The organism is Streptomyces sp. NPDC002577 (assembly GCF_053594815.1).
The window spans coordinates 99,618-108,557 of record NZ_JBSFWK010000031.1; the positions used below are offsets into that span (position 1 = coordinate 99,618).

The 8,940-nt window shown below is 68.7% G+C and carries 8 protein-coding genes; 6 read left to right on the plus strand and 2 right to left on the minus strand.

Annotation, left to right across the window (positions count from 1 at the left end; genetic code table 11):
- Positions 1-6: 6 nt before the first annotated feature.
- From ACWD4J_RS30320 to ACWD4J_RS30340, 5 genes are all read left to right on the plus strand, one after another.
- A complete protein-coding gene (locus ACWD4J_RS30320) occupies positions 7-942 on the plus strand; it encodes an oxygenase MpaB family protein (RefSeq protein WP_451398634.1) in 936 nt (311 codons plus the stop codon).
- 158 nt (positions 943-1,100) lie between these two features.
- Positions 1,101-1,595, plus strand: coding sequence for an ester cyclase (locus ACWD4J_RS30325; RefSeq protein ID WP_451398635.1), 495 nt, complete (start codon positions 1,101-1,103; stop codon positions 1,593-1,595).
- A gap of 56 nt (positions 1,596-1,651) precedes the next feature.
- On the plus strand, positions 1,652-3,463 hold the full coding sequence (locus ACWD4J_RS30330) for a flavin-containing monooxygenase (RefSeq protein ID WP_451398636.1): 1,812 nt from the start codon (positions 1,652-1,654) through the stop codon (positions 3,461-3,463).
- Between the two features lie 23 nt (positions 3,464-3,486).
- Positions 3,487-3,813, plus strand: coding sequence for an antibiotic biosynthesis monooxygenase family protein (locus ACWD4J_RS30335; RefSeq protein WP_451398637.1), 327 nt, complete (start codon positions 3,487-3,489; stop codon positions 3,811-3,813).
- Between the two features lie 485 nt (positions 3,814-4,298).
- The gene (locus tag ACWD4J_RS30340; RefSeq protein WP_451398638.1) at positions 4,299-4,664 is read left to right on the plus strand and encodes a winged helix-turn-helix transcriptional regulator; all 366 of its coding nucleotides are present in this window, start codon (positions 4,299-4,301) and stop codon (positions 4,662-4,664) included.
- Positions 4,665-4,881: 217 nt separating this feature from the next.
- Here the strand turns inward: ACWD4J_RS30340 and ACWD4J_RS30345 are convergent, their stop codons facing one another.
- Positions 4,882-5,958 (minus strand): alkene reductase, encoded by a 1,077-nt coding sequence (locus ACWD4J_RS30345; protein ID WP_451398639.1) that lies wholly within the window; start codon positions 5,956-5,958, stop codon positions 4,882-4,884.
- Between the two features lie 391 nt (positions 5,959-6,349).
- Positions 6,350-7,036 (minus strand): TetR/AcrR family transcriptional regulator, encoded by a 687-nt coding sequence (locus tag ACWD4J_RS30350; protein WP_451398640.1) that lies wholly within the window; start codon positions 7,034-7,036, stop codon positions 6,350-6,352.
- 105 nt (positions 7,037-7,141) lie between these two features.
- Between ACWD4J_RS30350 and ACWD4J_RS30355 the strand changes: the two genes are divergently transcribed.
- Positions 7,142-8,728, plus strand: coding sequence for an acyl-CoA mutase large subunit family protein (locus ACWD4J_RS30355; RefSeq protein WP_451398641.1), 1,587 nt, complete (start codon positions 7,142-7,144; stop codon positions 8,726-8,728).
- Positions 8,729-8,940 lie beyond the last annotated feature (212 nt).

An 8,940-nucleotide genomic window follows, 5' to 3' on the forward strand; every position in this document is an offset into this window, starting at 1 on the left:
GTACTGGTGGGACTGCGAACCCGAATTGCGGACGAGCTCAAGGCGACCGTGCACGGCGGAGAGCTCAAACTCGAGCGGTACGCGGGGCCGGCCGGCGATCCCGGACTGCTCGGGATCGCCCCGGACGACCCCGTCTGGCGGGTGCACGGCCACCCGACGGGGATGCTCACCGGCGGATTCGCGGCGCTCATGCTGCAGTCCCTGCATCCGCTGGCGATGGCCGGGGTCGACCAGCACTCGGACTTCCGCACCGACCCGACCGGCCGGCTCATCCGTACCGCGCGGTTCATCACCACGACGACCTTCGGCTCCGAGCAGGCGGCGCGGGACGTGATCGACCTCGTGCGGCGCATCCACGCCCAGGTGCGCGGGACGGCCCCGGACGGCAGGCCGTACCGTGCGGACGACCCCGAGCTGCTGACGTGGGTGCACACCGCCGAGGTGTACAGCTTCCTGGCGGGCTATCAGGTCTATGCGCCGCGCCGTTCCCGGCTCACCCCGGCCGAATGCGACACCTACTACGCGCAGGTCGCCCCCGTCGCCGAGGCGCTGGGCGCGGTGGAGGTGCCGCGCAGCACACGCGAGGTCGCACGCTATCTGGCCCGCTTGCGCCCCGAACTCCACGTCACCCCGGCCGCGTTGGACGTCGTGCGGTTCCTTCGCGGCTTCGGCCGCACCGGGCGGGAACGGCTGGTCGCGGGCCTGCTGATGAACGCGGCGGTGGGGCTGCTCCCGGGCTGGGCGCGGGCAGAGCTCGGCATTCACCGGCCTGTCCTGGTGCGCTCCGGCTGGGACCGGCCGGTGGCCACCCTGGCCGGCCGTGCACTCGAGTGGGCTCGCGGCCCTTCCGAGATCCACGCGGCCGCGCGGGCGCGTCTGGCTGCGGCGGCACCAGGAGCACACGGCGAGCCTGCCACAGAGGGTAACCCACCGTCCAGCTGACGCCCTTCGGCCCACCGTGGCATGTCCGTTGCCTCTTTCCGCCGCGTCGGCACGCCCCATTCCCGGGCCGTTCCCGGGCCGTTCCCGGGCCGTTCCCGGGCCGTTCCCGGCCGGGATTCCAGCCGTCACCTGCTACGAGTTCTGCGAGAGGACCCAACGTGTCGAGCGACCCGAAAGCCGTCGTCAACCGGCTGATCGAGGACGTCATCAACGCCCACCGCCCCGACCTCGCCCACGAGGTGCTCCACCCGGACCTCCAGCTCCGGCGCATGGGCATGCAGCGGTCGGCGCAGTACCTCGGAAGCCTCTCCCACGCATCGCGCAACGGTCTCAACGAGCAGAGCGCACCCCCAGCGGACCCCATCGAGGGTTTCAAAGCCGCCTACGCCGTCCTTCTGCACGCGTTCCCCGACATGCGCAACAACGTCGTCGGACCCCAGGTGGTCGAGGGCGACCTGGTGATCACGCACGTCACCTTCTCGGGCACCCACGAGGGCGAGTTCCTCGGGGTCGCCCCCACACACCGCAAGGTCGAGTTCGACGAGGTCCTGTTCCAGAAGGTCACCGACGGCAAGGTCAGTGAGGTCTGGGCCGTCGGGGACGAACTCGGCTTCCTGCAGCAGCTCGGAGTGCTGGCGAGCCCCGAGGACTAGCCCGGCGCCAGAGCCCTCCTGCACAGATCCCCACAGTCCACAGTAAGGAGAAAGAAGTGAGTGACACCCCCGCCGCTCTCGGCGGAACCGGATTCGACCCGGAGGCCATCCGGCGCAAGTACCAGGAGGAGAGCGAGAAGCGCCGTTCGAAGAAGTCGGCGGGAAGCCGCCCCGTCGCGCAGAGCACGGTGCTGTCCGTCGAGGACCCCTTCGTCGAGACGGGTGTCGAGCGCGAGCCCCTGCGCGACGAGGTCGACGTCGTCGTGGTCGGCGGCGGCCACACCGGCATCATCACGGGCGCGTACCTCAGCAAGGCGGGCGTGCCGCGCGTCCGCCTCATCGAGAAGGGCGCCGGCTTCGGGGGCGTCTGGTACTGGAACCGCTACCCCGGAATCCGCTGCGACGTCGACGCCTACTCCTACATGCCGATGCTCGAAGAGACCGGCGTCATGCCCACCGAGAAGTACGTCCAGGGCGACGAGATCCGCGCCAATGCCCAGCTGCTCGCGGAGAAGTTCGGCCTCGACAAGGACGCCTGCATGCAGACGCAGGTGACCGGTATGCGCTGGGACGAGGAGACCGAGCGCTGGATCGTCACCACCGACCGCGGCGACGAGATGCGCGCCAAGTTCGTCTGCCTGGGCAGCGGCACCCTCGACAACCCGAGCATCCCCGACGTGCCCGGCCTCGACGAGTACCAGGGCCACGTCTTCCACTCCAGCCGCTGGGACTACGGCTACACCGGCGGCAGCGAGCGCGGCGGCCTCGTCAAGCTTGCCGGCAAACGGGTCGCGGTCATCGGCACCGCGGCCTCCTCGATCCAGTTCATCCCCGAGCTGGGCAAGTACGCGGAGCAGGTGTTCGTCGTCCAGCGCACACCGGTGGTCGTCATACCCCGCAACAACCATGCCACCGACCCCGTATGGTTCCGCGACCAGAAGCCGGGCTGGCAGAAGGAGCGCGTCGAGAACCTCACGGCGATCGCCCAGCCTGCTCCCGGGAGTACGCCGCCCGCCCAGGACATCCTCAACGACTCGCTGACCGGGCTGTCCAAGATGATGACCGGCGCCTCCCCGGAGGTCGCCGCCCTGCTGGAGGGCACCGAGCCCGCGGACCTCGCCGAGCGGATCCTGTTCGGCAACTACGCGGCCATGGAGAAGATCCGGGCCGACATGGCCTCCATCGTCGACGACCCGGACACGGCCGAGAAGCTCAAGCCGTACTACAACCTGGGCTGCAACCGACCCCAGTTCAGCGACACCTACCTGCAGGCCTACAACCGCCCCGATGTCACGCTGCTGGACACCGAGGGCCGCGGCCTCGAAGGCCTCACGGAGAAGGGCATCCTCGTCGACGGCGTCGAATTCGAGGCCGACTGCGTGATCTTCGGCACCGGCTTCGCGATGAACGCAGGACACTTCCCCGTGGCCGGACGTGGCGGGGAGCTGCTCTCCGAGCACTGGGCCGACGGCATGCGCTCCCTGCACGGCCTCCTGGCCGCGGGCTTCCCCAACCTCTTCGTGGTCGGCGGCATCCCCCAGGCCACGCACGCGATCAACTTCACCCACCAGCTGTACGACCAGGGCGAGCACGTCGCCACCATCGTCCGGCGCGTCCTCGACGGCGGCTTCGCCACCTTCGAGGTCCGCCCGGAGGCGGAGGAGCGCTGGGCCCAGCAGCTGAAGCAGGCGGCCGCCGGCATGCCCCGCCCCGACTTCAACTGCGCCCCCAACCCGCAGACGGACCTGATCCACTCCGGCTACCCGGGCGGTCCCCTCGCGTACGCCCAGGCCTGCCGGGAGTGGCTGCAGGACGGCTTCGAGCGCGACCTCGTCGTCGAGCGCCCGGCCGAACCAGCGAAGTCATGACGGCGGCCCAGGAAGGTCCCGCGGTGAACACCACCATCACCGCACACGCTTCGGTGGCCACGGTCATCAGCGTGTTCACGGTCCAGCCCGGCCGGCAGCGCGCGCTGGTGGACCTGCTCGCGAAGAACAGCGACGAGGTACTGCGGCACCGCGAGGGCTTCATCTCCGCCAACGTCCATGCCAGCACCGACGGCACACGTGTGACCGTCTACGCCCAGTGGGAGAGCGAATCGGACCTGCGCGCCGTCCTGGGCGACCCTGCGGCCCGGCAACAGATGGATGAAGCGCTGAAGCTCGCCGACGGACACGAGCCCCGCGTCTACACCGTCGAGTCGGTCCACCACCGCTGACGGCACCCACGGCGGCACAGCCGCTTGCACCCGGCGTCGCTCGGCCCCTGCGGCCGGGGCGGCGCCGTACGTGTAATCCGAAGGCCGATCCGAGACCCAGGTGCGGCCGGTGACGGCCTCGGCACGCAGCAGCGCCGCAACAGCGAGGCAGAACACAGTTTCGCTGTCCGAGCAGCTTTCTGGGTTGCATCCCGCTCGACGGCGACCCCATGGGGACATCCACTCACTCCCGACGCAAGCCGTACAGCAAAGTACGAGGCAATCCCACCTATTCAGAGCGACCCAGTCACACAAGCAGCGAAATGCTCGGCTAAAATTACCTGTTCAAACAATCAAAGGCGCTGGAGGCGGGCGCCCTGGGCGCCGACGGCACCCGCGCTCCGCGGACAGCCAGCCCGCAGAGGGCGAGAAAGCCATGCTGCTCGGTTCGGGTGCGAGCAAGCCCCTACGCAGCCCCGCATACGCCTAAGGACTCCGCACCACACATGCCCCAGTGCCAGCACTCCCAGCCCGACAGCCCTCGCGAGCCGGGCCGCCACAACGACGCCACCGACCTCCGTCGCGGTTTCGACGTCCTGGGAAAGCGGTGGAACGGCCTGGTCCTCGCCGCGCTGTCCGAGGAACCGCTGGGCTTCGCCGACCTGTCCCGGGCCGTGCCCGACGTCAGCGAGCGGATGCTCTCCAGCCGCCTTCGGGACCTGAGCGCTGCCGGACTCGTCGCCCGTACCGTGGAGCCCGGGCCACCCGTCCGCTCCCGCTACGAACTCAGCGAACACGGGCAGGCACTCGTCCCCGTGCTGCATGCGATCGCCGACTGGGCAGCAACCCACTTCCCCGCCACCATCGAGTGACCGGACGGGGCCTGCGCCAAGAGCCCGGACAGGAAGGCAAGTTGCAGGTGACCGGTTCGCCATCGACCGCCCCGCATCGTGCGTGTTTTTCCTGCTCGTGACCCGCCCGAGCACTGAGCGGCCCTTGATCGCCCTCGACTGGATACGCCGCGACGCCCGTCCGACCAAAGGGCCGGGCGGGCGCCGGTACATGTCAGCCGCGCTTCACGGAGCGGCTTCAGCCCTCGAGGGCGGGGTAGTCGGTGAAGCCCTTCTCGTCACCACCGAAGGACTTGGAACGGTCCGGGGTGTTGAACGGACCGCTCTGCTGCAGACGGGCAGGCAGGTCGGGGTTGGCCATGAAGAGGGCGCCGTAGGCGACCAGGTCGGCGGTGCCGTCCTCGATCAGCTTCAGCTCCTCGGGGCCGGTGGGCTCCTGGCCGGTGAACGGGTTGAGGATGAACGTGGTCGGCCAGGCCTTGCGCGCCTGCACCGTGAAGTCGCGGTACTCGGGGGCCTCCATCTGGTGCAGGTAGGCGAGGTTCAGCGGGGCCAGCGCGTCCACCAGCGCGGTGTAGGTGGCCTCCACATCGGCCCGGTCGCTCTCGGCGATGTCGTTGAACGGGTTGCCCGGCGACATACGGAAACCGACCTTGTCCGCACCGATCGCGTCCGCGACGGCCTTCGCCGTCTCGACCGCGAAACGGATGCGCGCCGTGGGCGAGCCGCCCCAGCCGTCGGTACGCGTGTTGGAGTTCGGCGCCAGGAACTGGTGGATCAGGTAGCCGTTGGCACCGTGCAGTTCGACACCGTCGAAGCCGGCCTCGATCGCGTTGCGCGACGCGGAGACGTAGTCGGCGATGGTCTCCTCGATCTCCGCCTCCGTAAGCTCGTGCGGGACCTCGAAGTCCTTCAGGCCGTCATGGGTGTAGATCTGCCCCGCGGCCTGAACCGCGGAGGGACCCACCGGCTGCCGGCCCGTCCAGCTCGAGTGTCCGACCCGGCCGGTGTGCATGATCTGCAGGAAGATGACACCGCCCTCGGCGTGGACCGCGTCCGTCACCTTGCGCCACGCGGCCACCTGCTCGGCGGAGTGGACACCCGGGGTGTCGGGGTAGCCCTGGCCGATCGGCGACGGCTGCGTACCCTCCGTCACGATCAGACCCGCGCTCGCCCGCTGCGCGTAGTACGTCGCCATCAGGTCCGTCGGAGTCTGCCCAGCACCGTACGCACGGCTCCGCGTCATCGGAGCCATCACAATCCGGTTCGCCAGACGCTTCCCGCCCAGCTCGTACGGCTGGAAAGCCTTCGACATGATCAATCTCCTTGTTGTAGGGGATACGGCACACCCTCGAGGGGCGCACCTTCAAACGACACTCGACGCATCGTTACCTGTCCAAACAAGTAATGCCGCGCATTCATTCCATCTCGAATGTGACCTGCGTCACTCAATTCACGATGGGTGGGACAAGCTGCGACGCTTAACGGGGCGCTTTCGCTCAGGTATCTGGGAAGCCACAGGAACGCGAAGGCTCGTCGATATCCGCCGACGAGGGCCGCCTGGCGATACACCTGCCCAGGCAGGAAAAGCAGGTGTGGGTGTGGCGCTCCACCGGGGTCGCGGGGCGAGGCGGCCGACACCCCGCGACCCCGGCCCACGTTGAATTGCCGCCGCTACGACAGAACCCGGGATCGCCTCACGCGCCTCACCGCTCGGCGCCGCCTTCGACCAGGCGCCGTAGCGAAGGAAGCAGGGCCTCGAAGTCCTGACCCGTTCGAAACATGACGACGGTGGCGCCGCCGTCGCCGGCTTCCCGGGACGACTGAGGGCCCGGAAAGAGGGCGAGCACCTCGCGCATCGCTTCGTCGACCTCCGCGACCGGGTCGGAGGCTTCACCCCGGAGCCAGCGGCGCAGCACATGGTTGTGGGCCGCGGCCACGGCCGCTGCCATGAGTTCGGCCCTGAGCGACGCCGACTCCGTCGGATCCCCCATCCATTCCGAGATGAACTCGCGGAACAGTCGCTGGTAGCGGGCCACGCTGGCGATCTCCCGGTCGCGCAGGGCGGCCACCTTGCTGGTGAGCGCGTATCGCCGCCGAGCGAGGTCTCCTTCGTCGATGTAGTGCAGCAGCACCAGGCGGACCGCGTCGGACACGGCGACCAGGGCGGTGCTGTGGCTGGAGGTGGCCAGCCGGTCCCTGATCAGGTCGAGCAGCCGGTCGTGATCCGGGAAGATCACCGCTTCCTTGGACCGGTAGTGCCGGAAGAACGTCGTGCGCCCCACTCCCGCCCGCTCGGCGATGTCGTCGACGGTGGTCTGCTCATATCCGCGCTCGTCGAACAGCGCGAAAGCGGCGTCCATGAGTCGGATCCGCACGGGTGGCTTGCTCATGAACAACCATCCTTCCCGGTCTCGAAGCGTGGAGGCCACTTGCCCATCCGAATGGTACTGAGTACCGTCAATACGAGATCGAGTACCAACAGAGGAGCTTCCGGCGTGGATGCCATCTCCCACAGCGAGTCCGGCCTGCCGATCCAGCCGTTCTACGACAGCTCCGCGCTGGACGGTTTCGACACAGGTGCAAAGCTGGGCGCCCCCGGCAAATACCCCTTCACCCGCGGCGTCTATCCGTCGATGTACACGGGCCGGCCATGGACGATGCGGCAGTACGCCGGGTTCGGCACGGCGAAGGAGTCCAACGAGCGCTACCACGAACTCGTCGGCGCCGGCACCGGCGGTCTGAGCGTGGCGTTCGACCTGCCGACGCAGATGGGCTACGACTCCGACGAGGCCATCGCTCACGGTGAGGTCGGCAAGGTCGGCGTGGCGATCGACTCGATCGAGGACATGCGCACGCTGTTCCAGGGCCTGCCCCTGGACAAGGTGTCGACGTCGATGACGATCAACGCACCCGCGTCGACGCTGCTCCTGCTGTACCAGCTGGTCGCGGCCGAGCAGGGCATCGCGGGCCACCAGCTGACCGGCACGATCCAGAACGACGTGCTCAAGGAGTACATCGCCCGCGGCACCTACATCTTCCCGCCGAAGCAGTCCCTGCGGCTGATCAGCGACATCTTCGCCTACTGCCACAAGGAACTGCCGCGCTGGAACACGATCTCCATCTCCGGCTACCACATGGCCGAGGCCGGTGCGACGCCCGCGCAGGAGATCGCGTTCACCCTCGCCAACGCCAAGGAATACGTGCGCGCCGCGATCGCCGCGGGCCTGGACGTCGACGACTTCGCGCCGCGCCTGTCCTTCTTCTTCGTCGCCCGGACCACGCTGCTGGAGGAGATCGCGAAGTTCCGCGCAGCCCGACGCATCTGGGCCCGCATCATGCGCGACGAGTTCAAGGCCAAGAACCCCAAGTCGCAGATGCTGCGCTTCCACACCCAGACCGCCGGCGTGCAGCTGACCGCGCAGCAGCCCGAGGTCAACCTGGTCCGGGTCGCGTTGCAGGGCCTGGGCGCGGTCCTCGGTGGCACGCAGTCCCTGCACACCAACTCCTATGACGAGGCCATCGCCCTGCCCACCCAGAAGGCAGCGCGGCTCGCCCTGCGGACACAGCAGGTCATCGCATACGAGACCGATGTGACCAGCACCGTCGACCCCTTCGCGGGCTCTTACGTCATGGAGTCGATGACCGACGACATCGAGGCGGCGGCCCTTGAACTGATCCAGGCCGTAGAGGACCGGGGCGGCGCCGTCGCCGCGATCGAGCAGGGCTTCCAGAAGTCGGAGATCGAGAAGTCCGCGTACCGGATCGCTCGGGAGATCGACAACAGAGAGCGCACCGTAGTGGGCGTCAACAAGTTCCTCCTCGACGAGGAAGAGCCGTACGAGCCGCTGCGCGTCGACCCCCGGATCGAGACCGACCCGTGCGAACGCCTCGCTGCCCTGCGCAGGGAGCGCGACAACGACGCCGTCGAGCGGAACCTCGACGCCCTGCGCGCGGCTGCCCAGGGCACCGACAACGTGCTGCCTCCCATGCGCGAGGCCCTGCGGCTCGGCGCCACGGCCGGCGAAGTCTCCCACGCCCTGCGCGACGTCTGGGGCGTGTACGTCCCTCTCGACACGTTCTGACGTGCAAGGGCGGCCCCGCACCGAAGAGCGGTACCCAATGACCCGGAGGATCTCCATGGACCTTTCTCACGAGACGAGCGTTGGGCTCGGGCAGGCGAACATCCAGTGAGCGACATCGACATCCACACGACCGCGGGGAAGCTCGCGGACCTGCAGCGCCGTATCCAGGAGGCGACGCATGCCGGCTCCGAGCGCGCGGTAGAGAAGCAGCA